The following is a 26,326-nucleotide window of genomic DNA, read 5'->3' as shown; positions in this document are numbered from 1 at the left end:
GGAGGAACCATGTATCGCCATTCCATCGCCCTGGCCCTGATGCTGGCGGCCCCTTGCGCCCATGCAGCCATGGCCGACCCGCTGTCGGGCGCGGGCTATCCGGTCATCACCGATACCGACGACCGGCCCGAAGGCCCGCAGACCATCGACGGCTGCGAATTGAAGCCCGGCGCGTCCTGCCCCGGCGTGGACCTGTCCCACCAGGATCTGTCGGGGATGTCGCTGAACGGGGCGGACCTGACAGGCGCGCGGCTGGTGCGCGCGAACCTGCGCGGTGCCCAACTGAAGGGCGCCACGCTGACGGGGGCGGACCTGCGCGGGGCCGATCTGTCGGAAACCTATCTGCAGGGCGCCACAATCCGCGACGCCGACCTGACCGGGGCGAATCTGGATTATTCCCGCATGGCCGGGATCGACTTCAGCGCATCGAACCTGACCGCCGTGTCGATGGAGGCCGTCTGGGCCAGCAAGGGGCGCTTCGTCGGCACGACCATCGTCGCCGCCAACCTGTCCGAGGCGAAATTCTATAACGCCGATCTGGCCGATGCGACCTTGGGCGACAACACCAACCGCTTCACCATCTGGGAAGGCGTCCACATGGAGAACTGCACCGGGTGCCCCGTCGATTGGTGATCCTCGCGGGGCTGCTGGCGGTCCCCGCCCATGCCGATCTGGCCGGTTGCCGCGCCCTGCCCGATGACGGGGCGCGGCTTGCCTGTTACGACGCCCTGCCCCTGGCACCCGCCACGGCCTTCCAGGGCAAGGGCAGCGGCATGGCCGGGCCGTTCACCATCGCCGCGCCGCAGGTTCTGGGCTTTGCCAGCGACGACGCGATCCTGGTGGCCTATCTTCTGGACGACGCCACCGACGCGGTGGCCCAGAACCTGCATCACGGCGGCGCGGGAACCGGGCATTTCCTGATCGAGACGCCCGGCACCTATCGCGTTCAGGTCAATGCCTCGGGCGGGTGGCGGATCCAGCTTTCGCCGCCCTGAACGCGTTCATTCCGCCGGAACGGCCACGGGCGCAGGCGCCGGGTCGCGGTCCAGTTCGGGCGAGGTCTTGTGATGCGTGGCATAGATCATCGCGCCCACGAAGGTCAGCCCGCCGACCAGGTTGCCGATGACCGTGGGGATCTCGTTCCAGATCATGTAGTCCATGATCGTGAAGTTGCCCCCCAGCAGCAGACCCGCCGGGAACAGGAACATGTTCACGATGGAATGTTCGAACCCCATGTAGAAGAAGATCAGGATCGGCATCCACATCGCCATGATCTTGCCCGACACGCTGGTGGACATCATCGCGGCGACCACGCCGGTGGACACCATCCAGTTGCACATGACCGCACGCACGAACAGCGTCAGCATCCCCGCCGCGCCATGGGCCGCATAGCCGACGGTGCGCCCTTCGCCGATATGGCCGATCTTCTCGCCCACGGCGTTCGGGGCCTCGGACCAGCCGAAGGTCACGATGATCGCCATGAAGATCGCCACGGTGAAGGCGCCCGCGAAATTGCCCGCGAAGACCAGGCCCCAGTTGCGCAGCATCCCGCGCAGCGTGACACCCCGGCGCCTGTCGATCAGGGCCAGCGGCACCAGCGTGAAGACGCCCGTCAGCAGGTCGAAGCCCAGAAGATACAGCATGCAGAAGCCCACGGGGAACAGCAGCGCGCCGATCAGCGGATTGCCGGTGTTCACGGTGACGGTCACGGCAAAGGCTGCGGCCAGGGCCAGGATCGCGCCCGCCATATAGGCGCGGATCAACGTATCCTTGGCGGACATGAAGACCTTGGCCTCTCCGGCGTCGATCATCTTTCGGGCGAAATCGGGTGGGGTGACATAGGACATGGGCGTTCCTTTCGGGACAATGCGGCGAAGGCGGTCGATGCGCGGAAACCGGGCCTCCAGGGGCCGGCGTCGTCGTCACGCTTGGGGAAATGCCGCATCGTTGCGGGCGGGCCGCTGGCGCGCCATTGCGCCGGGCCATGGGTGCAGGATCGCCATGGGGCGCGGCCGTGACAAGCCTTCGGTTGCCCGCCTTTGGCGCTGCGGGCGATCAACGCGGAAAGATTGCGCGCGATGCCCGGCTTTTGGTCAGTTCGCGGATGCGGGATCGAAGCTGAAGCCGTCGAAGAAGGCATCGGCGCGCAGAATCATCCCGCCGCGTTCGGCGGCGACGGACCGATCCTGGGCCAAGGCACCCTCGACCCGTTGCGAGGCGCCGGGCAGCGGCGCGCCCGCCGGGCGCAGGTGCAGGCGGTAAAGGTCGGTGCGGAAATGATCCATGGCACGCGCCATGGCCGCTTGCCGGTCCAATCCGTGCCGGTTGGCGATGCGCGCGGCGAACAGCGCGGCCAGGCTTTTCCAGGGAAAGCTGGCCGCGCCCGCGTTGAAGGCCACAAAGCCCGGCACCTTTCGCATCTCGCCCCGGCCGGAAATCGTCAGGCGCCCGGTCAGACCCCGTTCGGCCAGGTCCGGGGGCAGGTTCAGATAGGCCGGACGCGACAGGATTTCCGCCGCCGTGCCGCGATGATCGGGATCGTCCAGCCACCGCCCCGCGCGCCAGACCGCTCGCATCAAGGCGCCGGTTTCCGCAGGGCGCGCCTCCGCAAAGCCGCGCAGCAGGACCAGGCCCTTTTCCGGCGGCGCGGCCCAGATGGCGATGCCGGGCAGCAGTAGCGCGGCCAAGCCGCGTTCCACGGCAAAGCTGGCCCAGGGTTCGCCCGCGCAGAAGGCATCCACATCCCCGCGCGCCACGGCATCGGCCATCATCGGTGGCGGCACGGTGATCAGGTCCAGGTCGGCAGGCGGGAATCCGCAGCCCGTCAGCCAGTGGCGCACCAGTTCGGACTGGGTGGAAAAGGGAAACGGCACCCCCACGCGAAGCCGCCGCCCCGCCGCAACCCCGCGCAAGGCCATCCTGGCGGCGCGGGCATCGTCAAAGGCGAAATCATGGCCTGCGTCGCGCAGGCGGCGTTCCAGGTCGCGGTTGACCGCCACCGCCTGCCCGCCATGGGACAGGACCATCACCAGATCCATCGCAGGCAGCGACGGTCCCAGCCCAAGCGCCTGCGCCACGGGCATGGGCACCAGCATCTGCGCGCCGTCGATCAGCCCCGCGCCCAGCATGTCGCGCGCCTGCGCCCAGGCCCCCAGGCGGACCAGATCCAGGGTCAGCCCTTCCTCGGCCGCGAAGCCCAGCTCCTGCGCGACGATCAGCGGCGCGGCGTCGATCAGGGGGACATAGCCCAGGCGCAGCGTCATCATCGTCCCAGAAGCCCCGCCGCCATGACAAGCTGCTGCGCGATGTCGGCCAGGCGCTTGCCCTGGTCCATCGCAGTCTTGCGCAGCAGGGCATAGGCGGCTTCCTCGTCGATGCCCCGCGCCTTCATCAGCACCGCCTTGGCCCGGTCGATGATCTTGCGTTCCTCAAGCGCGGCGCGGGTGGCGGCCAGTTCGGCGCGCATCTGCTGGAAGATGTGGAACCGCGCGATGGCCGCGTCCAGGACGGGCTTCAACCGTTCGGGGCGCAGACCGTCCACGACATAGGCGGAAATCCCGGCCTCGATCGCGGCGAGGGTCAGCCCCTCGTCCGACCGGTCCACGAACATCGCCACGGGCCGTTCCGAGGGACCTGACGCCAGGGCCAGTTCCTCGAGGATGTCGCGCGAAGGGTTGGCGATGTCGATCAGCACCACGTCGGGGCGCAGTTCGGCCACCTGGCGAGCCAGGCCGGACTGTTCGGCGATGATGCGGATGTCGTGGTCGCCCGCATCCCGCAACCCGTCAGCGATGGGCTGCGCCCGGTCCGGGTCGGGTTCGACGACAACGATCAGAAGGCGCTTCGACATGGGTTCTGCTTGCACGCGGCATGGACCGGGCGCAATGCCGGGCAGGGGGCGGAAATGGATCGGCGGGGGCAGATGGCGAAAGAATAGGCATTTTGCGGCGCCTGTCGTCCGGCATGGCGCCCCCGTCAGCGGAGGCCTAACCGAAAAGCTCCGCCGCCCGCTCCACCTGTCCCGCCGCGATCAGCGCGGCCAGCAGCACCCGCGCCTGACCGGGCCGCAGCACGCGCGACAGCACCGCCCCGGCGCGGACCAGGTCATGCCCGCCCCCGCCCCCGCCATAGCTTGCGGCCAGCCGCCCCATCGGCACCCGGCTGGAGATCACCACCGGCACCCCCGCCGCATGGGCGCGCGCCACCCCGTCCCTGATCGCAGAGGACGCGTTCCCGGATCCAAGCGCCGCCAGCACGATCCCCTGCACCCCCGCCGCAAGGCTGGCGTCCAGATGCGTGGCATCTGCGCCGGGATGGATCGCCACCACATCCACACGCACCGCGCCCACCGGGGCGCGAAGCGTCACGTCCGGCGCCACGGCCTCGGCCGCCAGGCGGAAGGCGTCTGCGCTGTCGGTCGCGTGCTTGACCAGACCCCAGGCGGGCAGAACCCGCCCGCCGAAGGCCAGCCGCACGCCCCCGCCCTCCAGAACCGCCCGGATCGCGGCGGCTATGTTGGCGGGACCGTCGGCCTGCGGGTGGTCGTCGGTGAACTGCGCCCCGGTCAGCACCACGGGCGCGCCGGGATGCTGCAGGGCCAGCAGCAGGGCGGTTTCCTCCATCGCGTCGGTGCCGTGCAGGATCACCACGCCCGCAGCCCCGCCGGCAAGTTCGGCCCCGCTTGCGTCGCTGATCGCCTGCATGTCGGCCAGCGTCAGGGTGGACGAATCCCGCGCCATCAGATCGGCCACGCGCAGCCGGACCGGCGGCAGATCGCCCAGCCGGGACAGCAGCGCCTGCCCGTCCAGGCTGGGGGTGCTGGATCCATCGGCGTTCTGCTGGCTGGCGATGGTGCCGCCGGTGGTGATCAGGGTGATGCTTGGGGTCATTCCGCCGCCCTCAGGTCCAGCCGCCCTGCCATGCGCTGCGATATCACCGCGCAGACCGCCAGTTGCAGCAGGTGGAACACCATCAAGGGCAGGATGACCAGCGATATGTCCTGCCCCGCGAACAGGATCCCCGCCATCGGCAGCCCGGTGGCAAGGCTTTTCGTCGATCCGCAATACAGGACCGCCATCAGATCGGCATGATCCATCCCCGCCAGGCGCGCGACCAGCACCGCCGCGCCCATCACCATGGCCAGAAGGACCAGGCACAGGGCCACCAGCACGCCCAGCGACGGGGCCGAGATCACCTGCCAGATGCCGTTCACCACGCCCGCCGAAAAGGCCGCATAGACGATCAGCAGGATCGACCCGCGATCCACGATGATCGTGGGCTTGCGATATCGCGCCAGCCAGCCCGCCAAAAGCGGGCGGCACAACTGCCCTGCCGCGAAGGGCAGCAGGATCTGCTGGACGATCTTCCAGATCGCCGAAGGCTCGACCCCATAGCCGGTGCCCTGTGGGATCAGCAGCGCGAACAGCAAGGGCGACAGAACCACCCCGATCAGGTTCGAAATGGACGCCGCGCAAACCGCCCCGGCGACATTGCCGCCCGACACGGCCGTGAACGCGACCGAGCTTTGCACTGTCGAGGGCAGGCAGCCGATGTAAAGGAACCCCACCCCGATGGCCGTTGGCAGCCAGATCAGCGACAGCGGCTTCAACGCCAGGGCAAGGATCGGAAACAGCAGAAAGGTCAGCGCCAGCACCGAAAGCTGCAGCCGCCAGTTCGCAAGCCCCGCCACGATGGTCGCCGTCGACAGCTTGGCGCCGTAAAGAAAGAACAGAAGCGCGATCACCCAATAGGTCACATGGGACAGGATCGCCGCCCCCATGCCATGCGCGGGCAGCACCGTCGCCAGCACAACCGTCAGCACCAGCATCAGCATGTAGCGGTCGAAGCCGAAACGGGCCAGCACGGCCTCGGCCCTGCGCAGGGACATTAACGACTCCTTCGGACTTCGCGGATCCGTGGCTTGTATAAGCCGGGCCGCTGCGATCCAAAAGGGGATGATGTCCCTTGATGCGACCCCGCTTGCAGAACAGATCATTCGGGCGATCCTGGGGGGCAGCCTTCCCGCCGGCACGCGCCTTGACCGGCAGGGCACGGACCCGGCGGATGCCCTGATGGGCAAGGCCGTCGATCAGGTCTGCGCCTGCGGCATGGCGGAACGCCATCCCGAGGCGGGCGTGCGGGTCACGGTCCCCGACCCCGTGCTGCTGCTGGACCGCTTCGAGGCCCTGGGCGAAATCTCGGGCCTGTGCGCCAGCCTTGCGGCCCGCCGGGCATCCCCCTCCGACATAATCGCCATCGAGGAACTGGTCGGCAGGATGCAGGATGTGGATCCCGACGCCTATCGGCGGATGGGCCTGGACCTGCATGACCGGATCTGCCGGATGACGAGGAACGCCGAACTGGGCCGGGTCTGCGGCGACCTGCGGTGGCGGCTGGCGCCGATCTGGCCCCTTTGGCTGGACCATGCAGAGTATTGGCGGCGGTCCAGGCACGAACACCGCGCCCTGGTCGAGGCGATCTGCGCCCGCGACGAAGCCCAGGCGGGCATCATCATGCGCGGCCACCTGCGCGCCATCGCCCGCGAGGTTCTGTTCACCGCGGGCATCTGCCCTACCGACCCGGTTTGACATCCCGCCGCCCTGCCCCTAGGCCCCGGACTGCGACCCCCCTACCGGATGCGCCGATGACCCAGACCGACCTGATCCAGCGCTTGACGGCGGGACTGCCGATCACCGCCGGTTCCTTCATCGTCACCGTCTATGGCGACGTGGTGGTGCCGCGCGGCGAGGTCCTGTGGATCGGCAGCCTGATCGACATCTGCGCCCGCATCGGCATCAGCGAGAACCTGGTGCGCACGGCCGTGTCGCGCCTGGTCGCCGCAGGGCGGCTGGAAGGCGAACGGGTCGGGCGGCGCAGCTTCTATCGCCTGGCCCCTGCTGCCCGCGCCGAATTCGCGGATGCCGCGCAGCTGCTTTACGCCCGGCCCCGGCCTTCGGGCGACTGGCTGATCATGCTGCATCCCGACATGCCCGAGGGGCTGGCCCGCCGCCACCGCATGGCGCGCATGGGGGGCGATCTGTGGATCTGCCCGGCGCGGGACGATCTGCCGGATGGGGGTGGGCTGGTCCTGCGCGCGGTACCCCTGGCCGGGACGGACCAGTTGCCCCGGCTGGCAGGGTTCTGGGATCTGGAGGCGCTTGCCCAGGGCTATCGCATGGTGCTGGACCGCTTCGGACCCCTTGCAGCCGCCGACCTCTCGGCCGAGGACGCGTTGATCGCGCGGCTGCTGCTGGTGCATCTGTATCGCGGCGTCCTGCTGCGCGATCCCGGCCTTCCGCCCGAGGCCCTGCCCCCTGGCTGGCCGGGAACGGATGCGCAGGCCCTGTTCCGCGACCTTTATACCGCCCTGACCCCGCTGGCAGAAGCACATGTCGCCCGCGTGATGGAGGGCGAGGATGGCCCCCTGCCCGAAGCCACATCCCGCACGCAGGCGCGGCTTTCGGCGCTTGCTTGAAACATTACAGCATAATGCACATTTCTGTTTACGATGTAATGTGTCGGCTGCTATAAGCTGACCAATCGGTCGATGAATTGGGAGAATCATCGGCCTCATCTGGAAATGACTGGGGGTCCGTATGTCCGAAGCCTTCATCTGCGACGCGATCCGCACGCCGGTCGGCCGCTATGGCGGGGCGCTTGCCTCGATCCGCGCCGACGATCTGGCGGCGCTGCCGTTGCAGGCGCTGATGTCGCGCAACCCGGATGCGGACTGGTCCGCGGTGGACGACGTGATCTTGGGCTGCGCCAACCAGGCGGGCGAGGATAACCGCAACGTGGCCCGCATGGCCGTGCTGCTGTCGGGAATGCCCATCGGCGTGCCGGGCACCACGGTCAACCGGCTGTGCGGGTCGGGCATGGACGCCATCGGCATGGCGGCCCGCGCGATCCGGGCGGGCGATTGCGACTTCATGGTCGCGGGCGGGGTCGAGTCGATGACCCGCGCGCCCTTCGTGATGCCCAAGGCGGAAGCCGCCTTTTCGCGCCAGAATGTCGTTTATGACACCACCATCGGCTGGCGCTTCCCGAACCCGGCGCTGAAGAAGGCCCATGGCACCGACTCGATGCCCGAAACCGCCGACAATGTGGCGGCGGATTACGGCATCAGCCGCGCAGACCAGGACGCCTTCGCCGCGCGCAGCCAGGAACGCTGGGCCGCAGCCCAGGCCGCGGGCATCTTCCGCGACGAGATCGTGCCGGTGCATGTGCCCCAGAAGAAGGGCGACCCCATCACGGTCGATACCGACGAACATCCCCGCCCCGGCACCACGGTCGAGACGCTGGCCAAGCTGCGCGGCGTGAACGGCCCCGACCTGACGGTGACGGCGGGCAACGCATCGGGCGTGAACGACGGCGCGGCGGCCCTTGCGATCCTGTCCGAGGACGCGGCCCGTGCGCAGGGCCTGACGCCAAGGGCGCGGATCATCGCCATGGCCGCGGCGGGCGTGGAACCGCGCATCATGGGCATCGGCCCGGTGCCTGCGGTTCGCAAGGTCCTGGCCCGCGCGGGCCTGTCGCTGGACCAGATGGATGTGATAGAATTGAACGAAGCCTTTGCCGCGCAGGGATTGGCCGTGCTTCGTGACTTGGGAATCGCCGACGACGATCCGCGCGTGAACCCGAATGGCGGTGCCATCGCCATCGGGCACCCCTTGGGCATGTCCGGCGCCCGGCTTGTCACCACCGCGATGTACCAGCTGATCCGCACCGGCGGGAAATACGCCCTTTGCACGATGTGCGTCGGCGTGGGCCAGGGCATCGCCATCATCATCGAACGCGTCTGAGAAGGAGAGACTGCCATGTATGCACAGCTGGTCAAATCCGAAGGGTCGAAATCCCGCGAGGACATGACGCCCGAGGAGATCGCCTTCCAGGACCGCATCGACCGGAACGAGAAGATCGAGCCGAAGGAATGGATGCCCGAAGGCTATCGCAAGACGCTGATCCGCCAGATCGGTCAGCACGCGCATTCGGAAATCGTGGGCCAGCTTCCCGAAGGCAACTGGATCACCCGCGCGCCCACGCTGGAACGCAAGGCGATCCTGCTGGCCAAGGTCCAGGACGAGGCGGGCCACGGCCTGTACCTGTATTGCGCCGCCGAAACCCTGGGCGTGTCGCGCGACGAACTTCTGGAAAAGCTGCACAGCGGCAACATGAAGTATTCGTCGATCTTCAACTATCCCACCCTGACCTGGGCCGACATGGGCGCGGTCGGCTGGCTGGTCGATGGTGCGGCGATCATGAACCAGGTGCCGCTGCAGCGCACGTCATACGGTCCCTATTCCCGCGCGATGATCCGCATCTGCAAGGAGGAGTCGTTCCACCAGCGGCAGGGCTACGACATCATGATGAAGATGTGCGCGGGCACCCCGGAACAGAAGGCCATGGCGCAGGACGCGCTGAACCGCTTCTGGTATCCTGCGCTGATGATGTTCGGGCCGTCCGACAAGGACTCGGTCCATTCCGCCCAGTCGATGGCGTGGAAGATCAAGATGAACACCAATGACGAACTGCGCCAGAAGTTCGTGGACCAGACCGTGCCGCAGGCCGAATACCTGGGCCTGACCATCCCCGACCCGGACCTGAAATGGAACGAGGAAAAGGGCGGCTATGATTTCAGCGAGCCCGACTGGACGGAATTCTTCGCCGTGATCGCCGGGAACGGCCCCTGCAACGCCGAACGCCTGGGCGCCCGCGTCAAGGCCTGGGAAGACGGCGCCTGGTTCCGCGACGGGCTGATGGCCCATGCCGCCAAGGCCGACGAACGCGCCCGCGCCGCCCGCCACGCCGCCGAATAACGACGGGCGCAATCGCGCCCGCCCTGCCAGCCACATCCCCGCAGCTTTGGGAGGAGTCATCATGTCCAGCGAATGGCCGCTTTGGGAAATCTTCATCCGGGGCCAGCACGGCCTGAACCACCGCCATGTCGGCAGCCTGCACGCCCCCGACGCGGAAATGGCGATCCGCAACGCCCGCGACGTCTATACCCGCCGCAACGAGGGCGTGTCGATCTGGGTCGTGAAGGCCAATGACATCACCGCGTCCTCGCCTTCGGAAAAGGGCCCGCTGTTCGATCCGTCCAACAGCAAGGTTTATCGCCACCCGACCTTCTTCGACATTCCCGATGAAGTGGGGCATATGTGATGCCGTCCCTTCCCGACATGACCACCCCGAACCTGACCGCGCTTGCCGGTCAGGCCCTGGCCGACAGCGGCCATGTGGCGGTGCCCGCCCCTGATGCCGGGCAGCCCGAATTCGTGGAATTCCTGCAACGGCTGGGCGACAACTGCCTGATCCTGGGCCATCGCGTGTCGGAATGGTGCGGCCACGCCCCGGCCCTCGAAGAAGACATCGCCCTTGCCAACCAGGCGCTTGACCTGATCGGCCAATGCCAGCTTTGGCTGGGCCTTGCCGGCGAGGTCGAGGGCCGCGGCCGCGACGCCGACGCATTGGCCTATCTGCGCGACGCGGGCGCCTTCCGCAACCTGCTGCTGGTCGAGCTTCCGAACGGCGATTTCGGCATCACGCTGATGCGTCAGTTCCTGTTCGACGCCTTCCATATCGAACTGCTGCGGGCGTTGAAGGCTTCGGCCGACAGCCGCGTGGCCGATATCGCCGCCAAGGCGGAAAAAGAGGTCGCCTATCACCTGGAACGGTCTGCCGACCTGGTGATCCGGCTGGGCGACGGCTCGGACGAAAGCCGCCGCCGGATGCAGGCCGCGTTGACGAAGCTGTGGTCCTATACGGGCGAGATGTTCGTGGACGACGCCGTCGATCAGGCCATGTCCGAGGCGGGCATCGCGCCGCTTCCATCCTCGCTGAAAGCCGCCTGGGACAAGACCGTCGCGGCGGTCCTGGACGAGGCGACGCTGGCCGCGCCGGCCGAGGCCTGGCAGCACGGAGTCAGGAATCCCGGCGGCAAGAAGGGCGTCCACACGGAACATCTGGGCTATATCCTGGCCGAGATGCAGTTCCTGCAGCGCGCCTATCCCGGCGCCAGGTGGTGATGCCATGTCCGTCACCACGCTGCCCCATACCGACCAGATCTGGGAATGGCTGTCGCAGGTGCCGGACCCGGAAATCCCCGTCATCAGCCTGACCGACCTGGGCATCATCCGCGACGTGCAATGGCAGGGCGACACCCTGGTCGTCACGGTCACGCCGACCTATTCCGGCTGTCCCGCGACGGGCGTCATCAACCTGGACATCGAGACCGCCCTGCGCAGCCACGGCATCGAGAAACTGGTGTTGAAGCGCCAGCTTGCCCCCGCCTGGACGACCGACTGGATCACCGCCGAGGGGCGCGAGAAGCTGCGCGCCTATGGCATCGCGCCCCCTGTCGATGGCACGGCGGCGGATGGCGTTCTGGCGGGCCGGGTGTCGCGGCTGATGGGCAACAACCTGACCATCCAGTGCCCGCGCTGCGGATCGACCCATACGCAAAAGGTCAGCCAGTTCGGCTCGACCCCCTGCAAGGCCAGCTATCGCTGCACCGACTGCCTGGAACCCTTCGACTATTTCAAGTGCATCTGACTGCACGCCCAAGGAAAGACATCCCGATGGCACGCTTTCTGCCCCTGAAGGTCACCGATGTGCGCCGCGAAACCCGCGATGCGGTCGTCGTGACCCTGGCCCCCCGCGACGAGGATCGCGCCCTGTTCGACTTCACCCAGGGGCAATACCTGACCTTCCGCCGTGATTTCGACGGCGAGGAACTGCGCCGGTCCTATTCCATCTGCGCGGGCGTCGATGACGGCTGCCTGCAGGTGGGCATCAAGCGTGTCGATGGGGGCGCCTTCTCGACCTGGGCCAACGAGAACCTGGCGCCCGGCGACGAGATCGAGGCGATGCCGCCGATGGGCAAGTTTTCCCTGCCCTTGGACCCGGATGCCGCGCGCCATTACGTCGGTTTCGCCGCAGGTTCGGGGATCACGCCGGTCCTGTCCATCGTCAAGACGGTGCTGCGGCGGGAACCCCGGTCGCGCTTCACGCTGGTCTATGCCAACCGCCAGATCAGCAGCATCATGTTCCACGAGGAGCTTGAGGATCTGAAGAACCTTTACCTCGGCCGCTTCTCGGTCCTGCATGTGCTGGAGAGCGAGGCGCAGGAGATCGACCTGTTCACCGGCCGCATCGACGCGGACAAGATGACCCAGCTGTTCCAGCGCTGGATCGACCCGAGATCGGTGGATGCCGCCTTCATCTGCGGGCCGGAACCAATGATGCTGACCGTGGCGCAGTCCCTGCGCGACCACGGGCTGCGCGACGACCAGATCCGGTTCGAACTCTTCGCCTCCAGCCAGCCGGGCCGCGCCAAGGCCCGCCCGGTGTCCAAGGCCACCGAAGCGGGCGAGGGAACGCAGGCCACGGTGACGCTGGACGGCGCCACCCGCAGCTTCACCATGCCGCGCGAAGGCCAGACGATCCTGGACGCCGCCATCGCCAGCAACATGGACGCGCCCTATTCCTGCAAGGCGGGCGTCTGTTCCACCTGCCGCTGCAAGGTGCTGGAAGGCGAGGTCGAGATGGCCGTGAACCACGCGCTTGAGGATTACGAGGTGCGCGCGGGCTATGTCCTGTCCTGCCAGTCCTATCCGCTGACCGACCGCGTGGTCGTGACCTATGACGAATGAGGGTGGCTCATGTCTGACACGATGAACATCGAGGACTATCTGGCCCAGGGCGGCGTCCTGACCGCGCCCGGCAACGTGCCCGCCCGCTATCGCGGCGAGTTGATGCGGCTGATGTCGTCCTTCGTGGACAGCGAACTGGCGGCATCGGCCGGCTTCGCATCGTCCATCAACTTCGCGCCCGGCATCCGCGAACGCATTGCCGCCAGCCGGATCACGCTGGAAAAGGCCGACCATGCGGAACGCGTTCTGGCGGTGATGGGCGATTTCGGCACCGACACGGGCCGCTATCAGACCCAGCACGACTGGGCCGCCCGCGTCGACCGCGACACCGACCTGGGCGCGACCCGCCGCGAAGGCGACATGCGGCTGTCGGTGTTCCATTACCCGATCAACGGCTGGACCGATGCCGTGGTGATGAACGTGCTGCAGGGCCTGGCGACCGGCGTGCAGATGCAGGAACTGACCCGCATCTCCTATGCCCCCCTGGCCGAGGTCTTTCGCGAGATCGCCCCGCGCGAGGCGCGCCATGCCGAACTGGGCCTGAAGGGGCTGACGCGGATCGTGGAAAGCGATGCGGGCCGCGCGCAGACGCAGGCGAGCATCGCCTATTGGCGGCCCCGCGTCGCGGCGGGCTTCGGCGTCGCCAACTCGGCCCGCTATCAGACGCAGGCGCGGCTTGGCATCCGCCGCACCCCGAATGAAACGCTGCTGGCCCGCTGGGAACAGCTGACGAACGAACATCTGGCTGCCTTGGGTCTTTGACCCAGCGGCTTTCGATCACTGGAAGGACAAGCCATGACCATCACGCTTCGCGCGCCGCGCCGGCTGGAAAGCTATCTCTGCGGGGAATGGGTGCCCGGCGCGAAGGAAGGCCAGTTGCTGCTGGACGCGGCCACCGGCGATCCGGTGGCGACCATCGACTCGACCGGCCTGGATTTCCGGGCGGCGCTCGACCATGGCCGCGCCAAGGCGGGGCCAATGCTGCGGGCCATGACCTTCCACGAACGCGCGGGAATGCTGAAGGCGCTTGGCCTGGCGCTGATGGCGCAGAAGGAAGACTTCTACGCGGAAAGCCTGCATACCGGCGCGACCCGTTCCGACGGCTGGGTGGATATCGAGGGGGGCATCGGCACCATGCTGACCTTCGCATCGAAGGGCCGGCGCGAATTGCCCAACACCCGCGTGCTGACCGATGGCGACGTGGAGCCCCTGTCCAAGGACAACAGCTTCAGCGCCCAGCATATCCTGTCGCCGCTGCATGGCGTGGCGATCCACATCAACGCCTTCAACTTCCCCGTCTGGGGGATGCTGGAAAAGATCGCGCCCACGCTGCTGGCGGGCGTGCCCTGCCTGGTCAAACCCGCCAGCCAGACCGCCTATCTGACCGAACTGGTGGTGCGCCGCATCATCGACACCGGCATCCTGCCCGAAGGCGCGCTGCAACTGGTCTGCGGATCGGTGGGCGACCTGCTGGACCATGTGACCGAACAGGACGCCGTGACCTTCACCGGGTCCGCCCACACGGGCCGCAAGCTGAAGACGCATCCCGCGATCGTGAACCATTCCGTCCGCTTCACGATGGAGGCCGACAGCCTGAACGCCACCATCCTGGGCCCCGACGCGGTGGCGGGCACGCCCGAGTTCGACCTTTTCGTGAAGGAAGTCGCGCGCGAGATGACCAGCAAGGCGGGCCAGAAATGCACCGCGATCCGCCGCGTCATCGCGCCGCGCGGTCAGGTTGACGCGCTGATCGCCGCCCTGCGCGACCGCCTGGACAAGACTGCCTTGGGCCTGCCTGGCGAGGAAGGCACGCGCATGGGTCCGCTTGCCAGCCTGGGCCAGCGGGACGAGGTTCGGGCGCGCATCCGCGAATTGCAGGCGGTGGCGGAAATCGTGGCGGGCAACCCCGATGACGTGCGCATCGGATCGGGCGACGCCGAAAAGGGCGCCTTCCTGAACCCGGTCCTGCTTTACGCGGACAAGCCCTTCGAGGCCGCGCCGGTCCATGATTGCGAGGCTTTCGGCCCGGTGTCCACCGTCATGGCCTATGACGACCTTGACGAAGCGGTGGCGCTTGCCGCCCGCGGGCGTGGGTCGCTGGTGTCTTCCGTTTTCACCGACGACAGGGATGTGGCCGAACGCGTGGTTCTGGGCGTGGCGCCCTTCCATGGGCGGGTGCTGATCGGGAACCGCGCCTCGGCCAAGTCGTCCACCGGGCATGGCTCGCCCCTGGCACCGCTGGTCCATGGCGGCCCCGGCCGCGCCGGCGGGGGCGAGGAGATGGGCGGCATCCGGGGCGTCAAGCATTTCATGCAGCGCACCGCCGTCCAGGGCACGCCCCGCCTGCTGTCCGCCGTCACGGGCCGCTGGATCGAGGGCGCGGATACCCAGGCGGGCGACCATCCCTTCCGCAAGTCGCTGGCCGAACTGCGCATCGGCGACCAGTTGGTTACGGCGGCGCGCCAGGTGACGCAGGAGGATGTCGAGCATTTCGCGCATTTCACCGGCGACACCTTCTATGCCCACATGGACAGCGACGCCGCCAAGGCCAACCCCTTCTTCGACGACCGCGTGGCCCATGGCTATCTGATCGCCAGCTTTGCGGCGGGGCTGTTCGTGGAACCGAACCCCGGCCCGGTGCTGGCGAATTACGGCGTCGATAACCTGCGCTTCCTGACCCCGGTCTATTTCGGCGACACGCTGCAGGTCCGCCTGACCTGCAAGGAGATCAACCCGCGCGAAAACGCCGGCCACGGAGAGGTCCGCTGGGACTGCCAGGTCACGAACCAGAACGGCGCCGTGGTCGCGCAATATGATGTGCTGACCATGGTCGCCAAGCAATGGCCGCCTGCCGAAACATCGGTGAACTGATGGCCAGGATCTATTCCTGGGACGGCATCGTGCCGGTCATCGACCCCGCGGCTTTCGTCCACCCCGAGGCCGTGGTGATCGGCGACGTGATCGTGGGACCCGGCGTCTATGTCGGTCCCTGTGCGGTTTTGCGCGGCGATTTCGGGCGCATCCTGCTGCACGAAGGATCGAACGTGCAGGAAACCTGCGTGATCCATTCCTTTCCCGGCAAGGATGTCGTGGTCGAGGAATCCGGCCATGTCGGCCACGGGGCGGTGCTGCACGGCTGCCATATCGGCCGCAACGCCATGGTCGGCATGAACGCCGTCATCATGGACGAGGCCGTGGTGGGCGAGAACAGCATCATCGCCGCCATGGCCTTCGTGAAGGCTGGCGCGCGGATCCCGCCGAACTCGCTGGCGGTCGGCTCGCCCGCCAAGGTCGTGCGCGAACTGTCGGCGGACGAGATCGCCTGGAAACGCCAGGGCACCGGCGTCTACCAGCAGCTTGCCATCGAGGCGAAGGTGAAGCTGGCCCCGGCGGTCGCGCTGACCCAGGTGGAACCGGATCGGCGCCGGGCCGAGGCGCCGCGCTATGATCCGCTGGTGACGGCGCGGAAAGGCTTCGATCGGTAGGGTGTGTGCTTGCACGCACCGCTTTGCAAGGCGTAAGGATGGTGCGTGCAAGCACGCACCCTACAGCACGCTTTCCCAATCCCGGCCCGCCGTGAAGATCCGCAGGATCGTCACCGTTTCGTCGCCCACGGTGAAGGCCACGGTCAACCGGCGCTCGAAGCCGATGATCCGCAGGTTCGGGCGTATGTCGGCGCGAAGAAGCCCGCGCTCGGAACCGATGCTCAGCCGCCTGCAAAACCCCTCGACCCGCGCAAGATAGGCGATGGCTGCCTGGGGCGATGCCGCGTCGGCGACCCAGTCGTAAAGCGCGGCAAGATCCTCGGCCGCCTCGGGCGCGAAGACGACCCGGCGTTCCTTCACGAACGGCCTGCAAGCGCCTTGGCGTGACGGGCACGAATGGCCTCGAACACCCGGTCGGCGGGCAGACCACGCGCGGGATCAGCCTCCATCGCGTCATAGACGGGCGCGACTTCCTCGCGCAGCCAGCGGTCCACGGCAGCGTTGCGTTCCTGCAAGGCGCGCAAGCCCGCGCGGACGACCTCGCTGGCCGAGGCATAGCTGCCCGAGGCGACAAGGTCGTCAATGAAGGCCGCATGTTCGGGGGGCAGGCTGACGGTGCGCTTTTCGACGGTGGCCATGGGTCTCTCCGGGCAAGTATGGGGAATTCATACCACAGCCGCCGCGCCTTGTCACCGCACCGCCTTGATCCCTTCCAAGATCAGCGTGGTCGCCACATCCGCATAGTCTTCCCGGCTGATCCGCCCGCCGTCCTTGAACCACATGTAGACCCAGTTCATCATCCCGAACAACGACATGGTGACGGGCATCAGCAGCGGGCGTTCGCGGGTGTTCAGGTCGGGGTTGATCTGGTCCAGCACGGCGGAAAACCGTTTCACGATGCCGCGCTCGACCTCCATGATCCGGGCCTTCTGGTCGTCGGTCAGCGCGGCGGTGGCGTTCAACTGCACCTTGTGCTGGTTGTCTGCCCCGCGATAGCTTTCCAGCACCGCGCCGACCAAGCTGCGCAGACGCTGCTGCGGCGGCAGTTCGGGGTCGTCGGCTGCTTCGATGGCCCCTTGCAGTTCCTCAAGATGCGTCATGATGATCGCGAAGATCAGCGCGTCCTTGGACGGATAGTAATGATACAGCAGGGCCTTGCTGACCTGGGCCTGCTGGGCGATCTGCGACATGGACGCCTTGTCCATGCCCTGTTCGGCAAAGACAAGCGCCGCATGATCCAGGATGATGCGGCTCTTTTCCTCGAAGTCCTGTGCCCGTGTTCGCGCCATGGGGTCACTTTCCTGCTGGACAATCATCCGCCGCTTTAACCGGGGGTTGCGGCAAAGTCACCATCACCCCCGAACGCGGTCATTCCTTCGGGCGGTTGTCGATCACCCGCTTGGCCTTGCCTTCCGACCGGGCGATGCCGCCGGGATCGCGCACCTCGATCCGGGTGGAGACGCCCACCACCGACTTGATGTGATGGGCCAGTTCCTTGGCCGACAGGGCGCGGGCATCGGCCGCCGCGTGATCCTCGGCGCATTCGACACAGACGGTCATCGTGTCCATGCGGTCCGACCGGGACAGTTCGATCTGGAAATGCGGGGCGAGGCCCGCGCATTTCAGGATCTGTTCCTCGATCTGGGTCGGGAAGACGTTGACGCCGCGCAGGATGATCATGTCGTCGGACCGGCCGGTGATCTTCTCGATCCGGCGCATGGACCGGGCGGTGCCGGGCAGCAGGCGGGTCAGGTCGCGGGTGCGATATCGCACCATCGGCAGGCCTTCCTTGGTCAGCGTGGTGAAGACCAGTTCGCCCATCTCGCCGTCAGGCAGGACTTCGCCGGTCACCGGGTCGATGATTTCCGGGTAGAAGTGGTCTTCCCAGACATGCAGCCCGTCCTTGGTTTCGACGCATTCCATGGCGACGCCCGGCCCCATCACCTCGGACAGGCCATAGATGTCGACGGCGTGCATGTCGAAGGCTTCCTCGATTTCCTGGCGCATGGCATTGGTCCAGGGCTCGGCGCCGAAGATGCCCACCTGCAGCGAGGATTCGCGCGGGTCCAGGCCCTGACGCCGGAATTCGTCCAGGATCGACAGCATATAGGACGGCGTCACCATGATGATGCGCGGCTTGAAGTCGTTGATTAGCGTCACCTGCCGTTCGGTCATGCCGCCCGACATGGGAACGACCGTGCAGCCCAGCTTCTCGGCGCCATAATGGGCGCCAAGCCCGCCAGTGAACAGCCCGTATCCATAGGCGTTGTGCAGCATGTCGCCGGGCCGCCCGCCCGCCGCCTGGATCGACCGCGCGATCAGGTTCGCCCAATGGTCGATATCGGCCTGGGTATAGCCCACCACGGTCGGCTTGCCGGTGGTGCCGGACGATCCGTGGATGCGCACCAGCTTGGACTGCGGCACGGCGAACATGCCGAAAGGATAGCAGTCGCGCAGATCCTGCTTCACCGTGAAGGGAAACTTGGCGATGTCCTTCAGGGTCTTCAGGTCCTCGGGGTGGACATCGGCCTCGATGAACTTCTTGCGGTAGAAGGGCGAGTTCTCGAAGGCGTGCTTCAGCGACCGCTTCATGCGGTGGAACTGCAGCGCCTCGATTTCGTCGCGCGAGGCGGTCTCGATCGGGTCGAGATCCTTGGGGTTCGGGGTCAGGTCTTCCATGGGTCTCCTCCCTCTCGGTGCGGTCAGGCAGGCAAGTGCGTGCCCTTGACGGTGCGCGAATGGCCGCGGAACTCGGCCACATGGTCGCCGTCCTGGTTGGTGATGCGGATGTCATAGATGCCCGACCGACCCCGTCGCGACACCTCGGTCGCGGTGGCCGTCAGGCGATCCCCGATGCGGCCGGGGATCAGGTAGGTGACCGAGCAATGCTGCGCCACGGCCATCTGGTTGTAGCTGTTGCAGGCGAAGGCAAAGGCGCTGTCTGCCAGCGTGAAGATATAGCCGCCATGGCAGTTGCCATGCCCGTTCGACATGGCGTCCGTGATGGTCATGGACAGCGTGGCCCGGCCGGGCGCGATCTGGTCCAGGGTCATGCCAAGCCGCTGGCTGGCCGAATCGTCGTTCCACATGGCGCGCGCCGAGGCTTCGGCGATCTCCTGCGGGGTCATGTCGCCGACGGGTTTCATTTGCCGCTGAACCGTGCGGGGCGCTTTTCCAGGAAGGCGGTGACCCCCTCGGCGTAATCGGCGCTGCGGCCCGCCTGTTGCTGGCAGTCGCGTTCGGCGTCAAGCTGCTGGTCCAGGCTGTTGGTCGCGGCCTGCTGGATCAGCCGCTTGGTCAGGCCAAGGCCCAGGGTCGGGCCTGCGGCCAGCGACCGGGCCAAGGTCTCCGCCTCTGTCATCAGGTCGGCATCCTCGACCGCCTTCCAGATCAGGCCCCAGTCGGCGGCCTTTTCGGCCATCAGCGGCTCGGCCGTCAGGGCAAGCGCCTTGGCGCGGGGTTCGCCCAAGGTTCGGGCCAGCGACCAGGTGCCGCCCGCGTCGGGGACAAGGCCGATCCTGGCAAAGGCCTGGATGAACTTCGCCGATTTCGCGGCCAGGACGATGTCGCAGGCGAAGGCGATGTTGGCCCCCGCCCCAGCCGCCACGCCGTTGACGGCGCAAACGACCGGCTTTTCCAGCGCCCGGATCAGCCGCAGCGTCGGGTTGTAGAAGGTTTCCAGCGTCCTGCCCAGGTCGGGCGCAGGCCCGCCCTTGCGCGGATCGCGGTCGCCCAGATCCTGCCCGGCGCAGAAGCCGCGTCCCGCCCCGGTCAGCAGCACCGCCCGGACCGCCGGATCGTCATGCGCCCGCTGGATGCCTTCGCGGAAGGCAAGGTGCATGTCCTCGTTGAAGGAATTCAGCTTGTCGGGGCGGTTCAACGTCAGCGTCAGAACGCCATCGGCCAAGGCCGACAGCACCGTCGGGGATGCGGTCATGGTCTTCTCCCTATCGCCACGATTTCTCGGGCTCCTCGAAGAAATCTGTTGCATAAACCGACCGGCCGGTCAATGATATTCGCAAGCCGGAGGAGGAACCGGCGGAGGAGCCCATGACCGATTTCTTTGCCCGCCATCGCCAGATGCTGGACGACGCCGTTCAGGCGCTTCACGCGCGCGCTTTCTGGACCCCGTTCCCCGAGATTCCCAGCGGGAAAATCTATGGCGAAACGGCCAAAGCGGATGGCGAGGCGGCTTACGCGGCGTTGATGGGGCAGCCCTTCCCCCTGCGCGGCCATCCCGAACAGCGCCGCCTGGGGGCCGAGGTTTCGCCCTGGGGCGATTCGCTGGGCATTTCCTATCCGGCGGCGGATGCGCCCGCGCTGATCGCGGCGGCCCAGGCGGCAGCGGACGATCTGGCGGCGGCCAGCGTGGAACAGCGCGTGGGTGCCTGCCTGGAGATCCTGTCGCGACTGAACCGGATCAGCTTCCTGCTGGGCCATGCGACGATGCACACCACGGGCCAGGCCTTTGCCATGGCCTTCCAGGCAGGCGGACCCCACGCGCAGGATCGCGGGCTCGAGGCGGTTGCCGTGGCCTGGACGGAAATGACCCGCTTCGCCGATTCCGCCCGCTGGGAAAAACCACAGGGCAAGGCCCCTGCCCTGGTCATCGACAAGCAGTGGACGCTGGTGCCTGCCGGTGTCGCGCTGGCGATCGGCTGCAACACCTTCCCCACCTGGAACAGCTATCCCGGCATCTTCGTAAGCCTTGCGACCGGCAACCCGGTCATCGTGAAGCCGCACCCCGCCGCGATCCTGCCGCTGGCCCTGACCGTGCAGGTCGCGCGCGACGTCTTGGCCGAAGCGGGCCTGCCCGCCGACGCGATCCTGCTGGCCGTGGACGAACCGGGGGCGGAGATCACCAAGCAGCTTGCCACCGATCCCGCCGTTCGGCTGATCGACTATACCGGATCATCCACCTTCGGCACCTGGCTGCGCGAGAATGCTAGGCAGGCGCAATTGTTCACCGAGGAAACTGGCGTCAACAGCATCGTCATTGCCGCAACCGACGATTTCGACGGAATGTGCGCGAACCTGGCCTTCTCGCTGTCGCTTTATTCGGGGCAGATGTGCACCGCGCCGCAGAACATCTATGTGCCGCAGGATGGGATCGACACCGATCAGGGGCGCAAGTCCTTCGATCAGGTGGCCGAAGGCCTCGCCGCAGCCATCGACACCTTGCTGGCCGATCCCAAGCAGGCAGCGGGCATCTGCGGTGCCATCGCCAATCCCGCCACGCGCGACCGGGTGGAACAGGCCCGCGCGCAGGGACGCATCATCCGCGACGGCACGCCGCTGCTGCTGGCGGTGGATGCCGATGCCCCCGTGGCGCAGGACGAATGCTTCGGCCCGGTGGGTTTCGTCATCCCCTGCCGGGACGCCGATGACGGCATCGCCCGCGCGGCCGACCTGGCCGTCCGCAAGGGTGCCATCACCGCCGCGCTCTACGACACCGACGACGCCCGCATCGGGCGTGCCGTTCGCGCCTTTGCCCGCGCGGGCGTGAACCTGTCGGTCAACCTGACCGGCAACATCTTCGTCAACCAGTCGGCGGCCTTCAGCGATTTCCATGTGACGGGGGCCAACCCTGCCGGAAATGCCAGCCTGACCGACACCGCCTTTGTCGCGACCCGCTTTCGCCGCGTGATGTGGCGCAGGCCCGCCGCCGTTACCGTTTGACCAAGTTCTCTGGGGAGGAGACGACAATGCAGAAGACCCTGACCACCACGGCCCTTGCCACGCTGCTGGCCCTGGGCGCCACCGCCGCAGCCGCCGAGATCCGCATCGGCGCATCGGTATCCGCTACCGGCCCCGCCGCCTTCCTGGGCGACCCCGAGGCGAAGACGCTGGAAATGCTGGTCGAGCAGATCAACGAGAACGGTGGCATCAACGGCGAGGAAATCGCCCTGACCCTTTACGACGACGGCGGCGACCCGAACAAGGCGCGCACCTTCGCCACCCGCCTGATCGAGGATGACGAGGTCGTGGCGATCATCGGCGGGTCCACCACCGGCACTTCCATGTCGATCCTGTCGGTCGCCGAGGACAACGAGATCCCCTTCATCTCGCTTGCCGGCGCCATCGAGATCATCGACCCGGTCAAGCCCTTCACCTTCAAGACGCCCCATACCGACCGCATGGCCTGCCAGAAGATCTTCGAGGACATGCAGAAGCGCCAGATCACCACCATCGGCATGATCTCGGGCACCGACGGCTTCGGCGCGTCGATGCAGGCGCAGTGCAAGGACGTGGTCGGCGAATACGGCATCACCGTCGCCGCGGACGAGACCTACAACCCGACCGACGCCGACATGACCACGCAGCTGACCAAGATCCGCAACACCGAAGGCGTGCAGGCCGTGCTGAACCCCGGCTTCGGCCAGGGCCCGTCCATCGTGACGCGCAACTATCGCCAGCTTGCCATCGACCTGCCGCTGTATCAGTCGCATGGCGTGGCGTCCGACGGCTTCATCGAACTGGCCGGGGCCGAGGCCGCCGAGGGCGTGCGCCTGCCCGGCACCGCCCTGCTGATCGCGGACCAGCTGCCCGAGGGCGATCCCCAGAAGCCCGTCGTCGATGCCTACAAGACCGCCTTCGAGGAAAAGACCGGCACCTCGGTCGGCACCTTCGGCGGCTATGCCCATGACGCCTTCCTGATCCTGACCGACGCCATCACCCGCGCCGGCAGCGCCGAGCCGCAGGCGATCCGCGACGCCATCGAGGCGACCTCGGGCCTCGCCGGGACCACCGGCGTCTATACCATGAGCGCCGACAACCACCTGGGCCTCGACCTCTCCGCCTTCCGCATGCTGGAGATCAAGGGCGGCGAATGGACCGTGGTGGAATGATCCGCTGACCGCCGCGCCCTTGCGGGGGCGCGGCACCACCTGCCAGCCTTGGGGGTCATCATGCCGGAATTGCTGCAGTTCATTTTCTCGGGCGTGACGGTGGGCGCGGTTTATGCGCTTGTCGCGCTTGGCTTCACGATCATCTACAACGCATCCGACGTGGTGAACTTTGCCCAGGGCGAATTCGTCATGCTGGGCGGTATGCTGACCTTTGTCTGCCACGCGGCGGGCCTGCCCCTGCCGCTGGCGGCGCTGATCGCGATCGTCGTCACCTCGGCCATCGGCGTCGCCATGAACAAGCTGGCGATCGAGCCCGCGCGTGGCGCGCCCGTGGTGTCGCTGATCATCATCACCATCGGCGCGTCGATCTTCATCCGGGGCGGCGCGCAACTGCTGTTCGGCAAGCAGATCCACAGCTTCCCGGCCTTTTCCGGCGACACGCCGCTGCGCATTGGCGGTGCCACGATCCTGCCGCAAAGCCTGTGGGTGATCGGCGGCGCGGTCGTCGTCTTCGTGGGCCTGTGGCTGTTCTTCACCCGGACCCTGACGGGCCGCGCGGTGCTGGCGACATCCAACAACCGCCTGGCCGCGCAACTGGTGGGGATCAACACCAATTTCGTGATGACGCTGTCCTTTGCCCTGTCGGCAGGCATCGGCGCGCTTGCGGGCGTGCTGGTGACGCCGATCACGCTGACCTCCTATGACGTGGGGCTGGCCTTCGCGCTGAAAGGCTTTGCCGCCGCCATGCTGGGCGGGATGGGCAACCCCAAGGGCGCGCTTGTGGGCGGCTTCCTGCTGGGCCTGATCGAGGCGCTGACCGCAGGATACCTGTCGTCGCAATACAAGGACGCGGCGGCCTTCGTGGTGATCCTGCTGGTGCTGTTCTTCATGCCGCAGGGCCTGTTCGGCCACAAGTCCGTGGATCGGGTGTGACGATGAAGCTTTCCGCCAAATCCGCGACGCTGCTGGTCCTGATCGCCCTGATCCTGCTGTCGCCGGTGCTGTTCCCCTCGGGCTATTACTACCGCGTGGGCGCGCTGATCTTCGTCAACGCCATCGCCGTCACCGGCATCGTGATCCTGACCGGATATGCGGGCCAGATCAGCCTGGGCCATGCCGGTTTCGCCGGAATCGGCGCCTATGCCTGCGCGCTTGCGCCCGTGCATCTGGGGCTGCATCCCTCGCTGGCGCTTGTGCTGGGCGCGGCGATTTCCGCCGTGCTGGCCTGGCTGGTCGGCCGTCCGATCCTGCGGCTCAAGGGCTATTACCTGGGCGTCGCCACCCTGGGCTTCGGCATCCTGATCTCGATGATCCTGAACAACGAACGCCAACTGACCGGCGGCCCCGACGGGATGGAGGTGCCGGACCTGGGCCTGCGCGGGCTGCTGCGGGATGCGGGGCTTGACCTGACGAACGGCCAGTTCTGGTATTTCTTCTGCGGCATCGTCCTGATCCTGGCCGCATGGCTGGCGCTGAACCTGTTCAACAGCCCCACCGGCCGCGCCCTGCGCGCGCTGCACGGGTCCGAGGTCGCGGCCCGCACCGTGGGCGTGGACGTGGCCCGGCTGAAGCTGCAGGCCTTCGTGATCTCGGCCGTCTATGCCTCGGTCTCGGGGTCGCTTCTGGCGCTGCAGAACAAGTTCATCACGCCGGATGTCGCGGGCTTCATGCACTCGATCGAGATGGTGACCATGGCCGTCCTGGGCGGCGTCGGATCGGTCCTGGGCGCGATCTTCGGCGCGGCGGTGCTGACGCTTCTGCCGCAGGTGCTGACGGTCTTCGCCGAATACGAACAGCTGGTGCTGGGCCTGGTGATGATGCTGGTGATGATCTTCCTGCCGCAGGGGCTTTTGCCGTCCATCCTGCGCAAGGTCCGGGGGAAAGACGAATGACCGCGCTTTTGTCAGTCGAAGGCCTGGGCATCACCTTCGGCGGCCTCAAGGCCGTGAACGATGTCAGCTTCACCGTCCGCCCCGGAGAGATCGTGTCCGTGATCGGGCCGAACGGCGCGGGCAAGACCACGCTGTTCAACATGATTTCGGGCGTCTATCAGCCCGGCAGGGGCCGCGTGGTCCTGAACGGCGAGGATGTGACCGGCATGGCCCCGCATCTGCTGGCCCGGCGCGGCATGTCGCGGACCTTCCAGAACCTGCAGATCTTCCAGTCCATGACCGTGCTGGAAAACGCGATTTCCGGCTATCACCTCAAGGAACGCGGGCCGGTGCTGGCGGACCTGTTCAACCTGCCCTCGTCCCGCCGCCGCGCGACCGCCGCGCAGGCGGGCGCGCGCGAATTGCTGGCCCGCGTGGGCCTGGATCGCGCGGCCGAGCGAGAGGCCGGGAACCTGTCCTATGGCGCACTGAAACGGCTGGAGATCGCCCGCGCCCTGGCCCTGTCGCCCAAGATCCTGCTGCTGGACGAACCCGCCGCAGGCTGCAACGCCGTGGAAACCGAGGAGATCGACCACCTGATCGCCGAGGTCGCGAAATCCGGCGTGGCGATCCTGCTGGTCGAACACGACATGAAGATGGTCATGCGCATATCGAACCACATCGTCGTGCTGGACCATGGCGAAAAGATCGCCGAGGGCGATCCTGCCAGCGTCAGCCGCAACCCGGCGGTCATTGCCGCATACCTTGGAACGGAGGCCGCCCATGCTGACGGTTGAAGGTCTGCGGTCGCGCTATGGCCGGATCGAGGTGCTGCACGGCATCGACCTGACGGTGGATTCCGGGGAGATCGTCACCGTCGTCGGCGCCAATGGCGCGGGCAAGACGACGCTTCTGAAATGCCTGTCGGGCACCCAGCCGGTATCGGGCGGGACCATCACCTTCCGGGGCGAGACGCTGACCGGCGTTCCCGCGCATCGCCGCCCCGCGCGCGGGCTGACCCAATCACCCGAAGGCCGCCAGATCTTCACCAACCTGACGGTCGAGGAAAACCTGCGCCTGGGCGCATACCTGTTCACCGACGACCGCGTGGAAAAGGACATGGAGGACGCCTTCGCGATGTTCCCCATCCTGCGCGAGAAACGCAACCTGCCCGCAGGCGGGCTGTCGGGCGGGCAGCAGCAGATGCTGGCCATGGCCCGCGCGCTGATGGGCCGCCCGTCCTGCCTGCTGCTGGACGAGCCGTCGATGGGCCTGGCCCCGATCATCGTGCAGCAGATCTTCGACGTGGTCAGCGGGCTCAAGGCGCTTGGCGTCACCGTGCTGCTGGTCGAACAGAACGCCTTCGGCGCGCTGAAGATCGCGGACCGAGGCTATGTCATGGAAACCGGGCGCATCACCATGTCGGGCGCGGCGGCGGACCTGATCGCCGACCCCCGCATCCGTGCGGCTTA

At 67.2% G+C, this 26,326-nt stretch carries 30 protein-coding genes; 19 read left to right on the top strand and 11 right to left on the bottom strand.

Annotated elements, in window-relative coordinates; translation table 11 throughout:
- Positions 1-9 precede the first annotated feature (9 nt).
- Both CK944_RS16815 and CK944_RS16810 read left to right on the top strand, forming a co-directional pair.
- Positions 10-633, top strand: a complete 624-nt coding sequence (locus CK944_RS16815) for a pentapeptide repeat-containing protein (RefSeq protein ID WP_229665365.1) — start codon at positions 10-12, stop codon at positions 631-633.
- The gene (locus CK944_RS16810; protein ID WP_146038688.1) at positions 615-995 is read left to right on the top strand and encodes a hypothetical protein; all 381 of its coding nucleotides are present in this window, start codon (positions 615-617) and stop codon (positions 993-995) included. The genes CK944_RS16815 and CK944_RS16810 overlap by 19 nt, the downstream gene beginning before the upstream one ends.
- Positions 996-1,001: 6 nt before the next feature.
- On the opposite strand, the gene CK944_RS16805 is transcribed toward CK944_RS16810, so the two are convergent.
- From CK944_RS16805 to CK944_RS16785, 5 genes are all read right to left on the bottom strand, one after another.
- On the bottom strand, positions 1,002-1,847 hold the full coding sequence (locus CK944_RS16805) for a formate/nitrite transporter family protein (RefSeq protein ID WP_103174231.1): 846 nt from the start codon (positions 1,845-1,847) through the stop codon (positions 1,002-1,004).
- Between the two features lie 246 nt (positions 1,848-2,093).
- Positions 2,094-3,266: an ABC transporter substrate-binding protein gene (locus tag CK944_RS16800; protein ID WP_103174230.1), complete on the bottom strand. Its 1,173-nt coding sequence runs from the start codon at positions 3,264-3,266 to the stop codon at positions 2,094-2,096.
- Positions 3,263-3,850, bottom strand: coding sequence for an ANTAR domain-containing response regulator (locus tag CK944_RS16795; RefSeq protein WP_103174229.1), 588 nt, complete (start codon positions 3,848-3,850; stop codon positions 3,263-3,265). The genes CK944_RS16800 and CK944_RS16795 overlap by 4 nt, the downstream gene beginning before the upstream one ends.
- A gap of 136 nt (positions 3,851-3,986) precedes the next feature.
- Positions 3,987-4,889 (bottom strand): asparaginase, encoded by a 903-nt coding sequence (locus CK944_RS16790; RefSeq protein ID WP_103174228.1) that lies wholly within the window; start codon positions 4,887-4,889, stop codon positions 3,987-3,989.
- The gene (locus CK944_RS16785) at positions 4,886-5,887 is read right to left on the bottom strand and encodes a bile acid:sodium symporter family protein (protein ID WP_103174227.1); all 1,002 of its coding nucleotides are present in this window, start codon (positions 5,885-5,887) and stop codon (positions 4,886-4,888) included. Before CK944_RS16785 ends, CK944_RS16790 begins: the two co-directional genes overlap by 4 nt.
- Positions 5,888-5,954: 67 nt before the next feature.
- Here CK944_RS16785 and CK944_RS16780 point away from each other — a divergent pair, with 67 nt between their 5' ends.
- The 11 genes from CK944_RS16780 to CK944_RS16730 all read left to right on the top strand — a co-directional run bounded on the left by CK944_RS16780 (position 5,955) and on the right by CK944_RS16730 (position 16,135).
- Positions 5,955-6,587: a GntR family transcriptional regulator gene (locus CK944_RS16780; protein ID WP_103174226.1), complete on the top strand. Its 633-nt coding sequence runs from the start codon at positions 5,955-5,957 to the stop codon at positions 6,585-6,587.
- 56 nt (positions 6,588-6,643) lie between these two features.
- Entirely contained in the window at positions 6,644-7,474 is an 831-nt protein-coding gene (locus CK944_RS16775) for a PaaX family transcriptional regulator C-terminal domain-containing protein (protein ID WP_103174225.1), read from the top strand.
- Positions 7,475-7,595: 121 nt separating this feature from the next.
- A complete protein-coding gene (pcaF, locus tag CK944_RS16770; protein ID WP_103174224.1) occupies positions 7,596-8,801 on the top strand; it encodes a 3-oxoadipyl-CoA thiolase in 1,206 nt (401 codons plus the stop codon).
- Positions 8,802-8,816: 15 nt separating this feature from the next.
- Positions 8,817-9,815, top strand: a complete 999-nt coding sequence (gene paaA, locus CK944_RS16765; RefSeq protein WP_103174223.1) for a 1,2-phenylacetyl-CoA epoxidase subunit PaaA — start codon at positions 8,817-8,819, stop codon at positions 9,813-9,815.
- Positions 9,816-9,876: 61 nt separating this feature from the next.
- Entirely contained in the window at positions 9,877-10,161 is a 285-nt protein-coding gene (gene paaB / locus CK944_RS16760; RefSeq protein WP_103174222.1) for a 1,2-phenylacetyl-CoA epoxidase subunit PaaB, read from the top strand.
- Positions 10,161-11,024: a 1,2-phenylacetyl-CoA epoxidase subunit PaaC gene (gene paaC, locus CK944_RS16755; protein ID WP_103174221.1), complete on the top strand. Its 864-nt coding sequence runs from the start codon at positions 10,161-10,163 to the stop codon at positions 11,022-11,024. The genes paaB and paaC overlap by 1 nt, the downstream gene beginning before the upstream one ends.
- A gap of 4 nt (positions 11,025-11,028) precedes the next feature.
- Positions 11,029-11,550: a 1,2-phenylacetyl-CoA epoxidase subunit PaaD gene (gene paaD, locus CK944_RS16750; RefSeq protein ID WP_103174220.1), complete on the top strand. Its 522-nt coding sequence runs from the start codon at positions 11,029-11,031 to the stop codon at positions 11,548-11,550.
- Positions 11,551-11,576: 26 nt separating this feature from the next.
- A complete protein-coding gene (gene paaE, locus CK944_RS16745) occupies positions 11,577-12,650 on the top strand; it encodes a 1,2-phenylacetyl-CoA epoxidase subunit PaaE (protein ID WP_103174219.1) in 1,074 nt (357 codons plus the stop codon).
- 9 nt (positions 12,651-12,659) lie between these two features.
- Positions 12,660-13,412 carry a Phenylacetic acid catabolic protein gene (locus tag CK944_RS16740; protein ID WP_103174218.1) on the top strand — a complete coding sequence of 251 codons (753 nt, stop codon included), beginning with the start codon at positions 12,660-12,662 and terminating at the stop codon, positions 13,410-13,412.
- A gap of 33 nt (positions 13,413-13,445) precedes the next feature.
- Positions 13,446-15,521, top strand: a complete 2,076-nt coding sequence (gene paaZ / locus CK944_RS16735) for a phenylacetic acid degradation bifunctional protein PaaZ (RefSeq protein ID WP_103174217.1) — start codon at positions 13,446-13,448, stop codon at positions 15,519-15,521.
- Positions 15,521-16,135: a transferase hexapeptide repeat family protein gene (locus tag CK944_RS16730; RefSeq protein ID WP_103174242.1), complete on the top strand. Its 615-nt coding sequence runs from the start codon at positions 15,521-15,523 to the stop codon at positions 16,133-16,135. The genes paaZ and CK944_RS16730 overlap by 1 nt, the downstream gene beginning before the upstream one ends.
- Positions 16,136-16,195: 60 nt before the next feature.
- On the opposite strand, the gene CK944_RS16725 is transcribed toward CK944_RS16730, so the two are convergent.
- The 6 genes from CK944_RS16725 to paaG all read right to left on the bottom strand — a co-directional run bounded on the left by CK944_RS16725 (position 16,196) and on the right by paaG (position 20,072).
- Positions 16,196-16,495: a type II toxin-antitoxin system RelE/ParE family toxin gene (locus tag CK944_RS16725; protein WP_103174216.1), complete on the bottom strand. Its 300-nt coding sequence runs from the start codon at positions 16,493-16,495 to the stop codon at positions 16,196-16,198.
- A complete protein-coding gene (locus CK944_RS16720; protein ID WP_103174215.1) occupies positions 16,492-16,773 on the bottom strand; it encodes a type II toxin-antitoxin system ParD family antitoxin in 282 nt (93 codons plus the stop codon). Before CK944_RS16720 ends, CK944_RS16725 begins: the two co-directional genes overlap by 4 nt.
- 51 nt (positions 16,774-16,824) lie before the next feature.
- Positions 16,825-17,424, bottom strand: coding sequence for a TetR/AcrR family transcriptional regulator (locus CK944_RS16715; RefSeq protein WP_103174214.1), 600 nt, complete (start codon positions 17,422-17,424; stop codon positions 16,825-16,827).
- Between the two features lie 79 nt (positions 17,425-17,503).
- On the bottom strand, positions 17,504-18,814 hold the full coding sequence (paaK, locus tag CK944_RS16710) for a phenylacetate--CoA ligase PaaK (RefSeq protein WP_103174213.1): 1,311 nt from the start codon (positions 18,812-18,814) through the stop codon (positions 17,504-17,506).
- Positions 18,815-18,837: 23 nt separating this feature from the next.
- Complete coding sequence (paaI, locus tag CK944_RS16705; RefSeq protein ID WP_205049080.1) at positions 18,838-19,263, bottom strand: hydroxyphenylacetyl-CoA thioesterase PaaI; 426 nt, start codon at positions 19,261-19,263, stop codon at positions 18,838-18,840.
- 14 nt (positions 19,264-19,277) lie between these two features.
- Positions 19,278-20,072 (bottom strand): 2-(1,2-epoxy-1,2-dihydrophenyl)acetyl-CoA isomerase PaaG, encoded by a 795-nt coding sequence (gene paaG / locus CK944_RS16700; protein ID WP_103174211.1) that lies wholly within the window; start codon positions 20,070-20,072, stop codon positions 19,278-19,280.
- Between the two features lie 113 nt (positions 20,073-20,185).
- Here paaG and paaN point away from each other — a divergent pair, with 113 nt between their 5' ends.
- The 6 genes from paaN to CK944_RS16670 form a co-directional block, all read left to right on the top strand.
- Complete coding sequence (paaN, locus tag CK944_RS16695) at positions 20,186-21,814, top strand: phenylacetic acid degradation protein PaaN (protein ID WP_103174210.1); 1,629 nt, start codon at positions 20,186-20,188, stop codon at positions 21,812-21,814.
- Positions 21,815-21,840: 26 nt separating this feature from the next.
- Positions 21,841-22,983, top strand: coding sequence for an ABC transporter substrate-binding protein (locus CK944_RS16690; protein WP_103174209.1), 1,143 nt, complete (start codon positions 21,841-21,843; stop codon positions 22,981-22,983).
- Between the two features lie 60 nt (positions 22,984-23,043).
- Positions 23,044-23,916 (top strand): branched-chain amino acid ABC transporter permease, encoded by an 873-nt coding sequence (locus tag CK944_RS16685; RefSeq protein ID WP_103174208.1) that lies wholly within the window; start codon positions 23,044-23,046, stop codon positions 23,914-23,916.
- Between the two features lie 2 nt (positions 23,917-23,918).
- Positions 23,919-24,875 (top strand): branched-chain amino acid ABC transporter permease, encoded by a 957-nt coding sequence (locus CK944_RS16680; RefSeq protein WP_103174241.1) that lies wholly within the window; start codon positions 23,919-23,921, stop codon positions 24,873-24,875.
- Entirely contained in the window at positions 24,872-25,651 is a 780-nt protein-coding gene (locus CK944_RS16675; protein ID WP_103174207.1) for an ABC transporter ATP-binding protein, read from the top strand. Before CK944_RS16680 ends, CK944_RS16675 begins: the two co-directional genes overlap by 4 nt.
- A partial coding sequence (locus tag CK944_RS16670) for an ABC transporter ATP-binding protein (RefSeq protein WP_103174206.1) occupies positions 25,638-26,326 on the top strand: 689 nt, incomplete at its 3' end. The genes CK944_RS16675 and CK944_RS16670, both read left to right, overlap by 14 nt.

It is taken from the genome of Paracoccus sp. SY, from assembly GCF_002901215.1.
In the GTDB taxonomy this organism is placed as follows: domain Bacteria; phylum Pseudomonadota; class Alphaproteobacteria; order Rhodobacterales; family Rhodobacteraceae; genus Paracoccus; species Paracoccus acridae.
This window is presented reverse-complemented; position numbering and strand designations above follow the sequence as displayed.

What these genes read in the sequence shown, in the direction of transcription:
- paaB (WP_103174222.1), top strand. Translation starts at nt 9,877, where the DNA reads ATGTCCAGCGAATGGCCGCTTTGGGAAATCTTCATCCGGGGCCAGCAC.
- CK944_RS16800 (WP_103174230.1), bottom strand. Translation starts at nt 3,266, where the DNA reads ATGATGACGCTGCGCCTGGGCTATGTCCCCCTGATCGACGCCGCGCCG.
- paaC (WP_103174221.1), top strand. Translation starts at nt 10,161, where the DNA reads ATGCCGTCCCTTCCCGACATGACCACCCCGAACCTGACCGCGCTTGCC.
- paaK (WP_103174213.1), bottom strand. Translation starts at nt 18,814, where the DNA reads ATGGAAGACCTGACCCCGAACCCCAAGGATCTCGACCCGATCGAGACC.
- CK944_RS16815 (WP_229665365.1), top strand. Translation starts at nt 10, where the DNA reads ATGTATCGCCATTCCATCGCCCTGGCCCTGATGCTGGCGGCCCCTTGC.
- paaD (WP_103174220.1), top strand. Translation starts at nt 11,029, where the DNA reads ATGTCCGTCACCACGCTGCCCCATACCGACCAGATCTGGGAATGGCTG.
- CK944_RS16740 (WP_103174218.1), top strand. Translation starts at nt 12,660, where the DNA reads ATGTCTGACACGATGAACATCGAGGACTATCTGGCCCAGGGCGGCGTC.
- paaA (WP_103174223.1), top strand. Translation starts at nt 8,817, where the DNA reads ATGTATGCACAGCTGGTCAAATCCGAAGGGTCGAAATCCCGCGAGGAC.
- CK944_RS16675 (WP_103174207.1), top strand. Translation starts at nt 24,872, where the DNA reads ATGACCGCGCTTTTGTCAGTCGAAGGCCTGGGCATCACCTTCGGCGGC.
- paaG (WP_103174211.1), bottom strand. Translation starts at nt 20,072, where the DNA reads ATGACCGCATCCCCGACGGTGCTGTCGGCCTTGGCCGATGGCGTTCTG.
- CK944_RS16685 (WP_103174208.1), top strand. Translation starts at nt 23,044, where the DNA reads ATGCCGGAATTGCTGCAGTTCATTTTCTCGGGCGTGACGGTGGGCGCG.
- CK944_RS16805 (WP_103174231.1), bottom strand. Translation starts at nt 1,847, where the DNA reads ATGTCCTATGTCACCCCACCCGATTTCGCCCGAAAGATGATCGACGCC.
- CK944_RS16795 (WP_103174229.1), bottom strand. Translation starts at nt 3,850, where the DNA reads ATGTCGAAGCGCCTTCTGATCGTTGTCGTCGAACCCGACCCGGACCGG.
- paaE (WP_103174219.1), top strand. Translation starts at nt 11,577, where the DNA reads ATGGCACGCTTTCTGCCCCTGAAGGTCACCGATGTGCGCCGCGAAACC.
- CK944_RS16780 (WP_103174226.1), top strand. Translation starts at nt 5,955, where the DNA reads ATGATGTCCCTTGATGCGACCCCGCTTGCAGAACAGATCATTCGGGCG.
- CK944_RS16785 (WP_103174227.1), bottom strand. Translation starts at nt 5,887, where the DNA reads ATGTCCCTGCGCAGGGCCGAGGCCGTGCTGGCCCGTTTCGGCTTCGAC.
- CK944_RS16680 (WP_103174241.1), top strand. Translation starts at nt 23,919, where the DNA reads ATGAAGCTTTCCGCCAAATCCGCGACGCTGCTGGTCCTGATCGCCCTG.
- CK944_RS16720 (WP_103174215.1), bottom strand. Translation starts at nt 16,773, where the DNA reads ATGGCCACCGTCGAAAAGCGCACCGTCAGCCTGCCCCCCGAACATGCG.
- paaZ (WP_103174217.1), top strand. Translation starts at nt 13,446, where the DNA reads ATGACCATCACGCTTCGCGCGCCGCGCCGGCTGGAAAGCTATCTCTGC.
- pcaF (WP_103174224.1), top strand. Translation starts at nt 7,596, where the DNA reads ATGTCCGAAGCCTTCATCTGCGACGCGATCCGCACGCCGGTCGGCCGC.
- CK944_RS16690 (WP_103174209.1), top strand. Translation starts at nt 21,841, where the DNA reads ATGCAGAAGACCCTGACCACCACGGCCCTTGCCACGCTGCTGGCCCTG.
- CK944_RS16730 (WP_103174242.1), top strand. Translation starts at nt 15,521, where the DNA reads ATGGCCAGGATCTATTCCTGGGACGGCATCGTGCCGGTCATCGACCCC.
- paaN (WP_103174210.1), top strand. Translation starts at nt 20,186, where the DNA reads ATGACCGATTTCTTTGCCCGCCATCGCCAGATGCTGGACGACGCCGTT.
- paaI (WP_205049080.1), bottom strand. Translation starts at nt 19,263, where the DNA reads ATGACCCCGCAGGAGATCGCCGAAGCCTCGGCGCGCGCCATGTGGAAC.
- CK944_RS16715 (WP_103174214.1), bottom strand. Translation starts at nt 17,424, where the DNA reads ATGGCGCGAACACGGGCACAGGACTTCGAGGAAAAGAGCCGCATCATC.
- CK944_RS16775 (WP_103174225.1), top strand. Translation starts at nt 6,644, where the DNA reads ATGACCCAGACCGACCTGATCCAGCGCTTGACGGCGGGACTGCCGATC.
- CK944_RS16790 (WP_103174228.1), bottom strand. Translation starts at nt 4,889, where the DNA reads ATGACCCCAAGCATCACCCTGATCACCACCGGCGGCACCATCGCCAGC.